The sequence below is a fragment of the Pseudomonas sp. SIMBA_068 genome, from assembly GCF_046534705.1.
Classification (GTDB): Bacteria; Pseudomonadota; Gammaproteobacteria; order Pseudomonadales; family Pseudomonadaceae; genus Aquipseudomonas; species Aquipseudomonas putida.
Window position 1 is genome coordinate 1 of the sequence record NZ_JAWRYI010001418.1, and the last position, 242, is coordinate 242.

The 242-nt window shown below is 48.8% G+C and carries 1 pseudogene; it reads left to right on the forward strand.

What is annotated here, in order from left to right:
- Positions 1-31: 31 nt before the first annotated feature.
- Positions 32-242: pseudogene (locus SB756_RS34285) on the forward strand (site-specific integrase); the annotation flags it as partial.

Here is a 242-nt window from a genome sequence, read left to right on the forward strand (position 1 = left end):
CAGTTCCTTTGACGGAGAATTGATACACCTGATGAAGTTGTGGCTTGCCCGTTCCGCCTCTGAATTGGCAGGCGCAACCATCAAAATGTATTTCCAGGCACTTCAGAAGCTCGATAATAGGCTTATATATACGACGCTAGACCTCTCGCTAACCCTGCCCCTGAGTGTCGATGCTAAGTGGCAGCGCGAAATAGTTACGGCGTGTAATAACCATCAACTATGCGCGCTAAAGTCGCTACTGT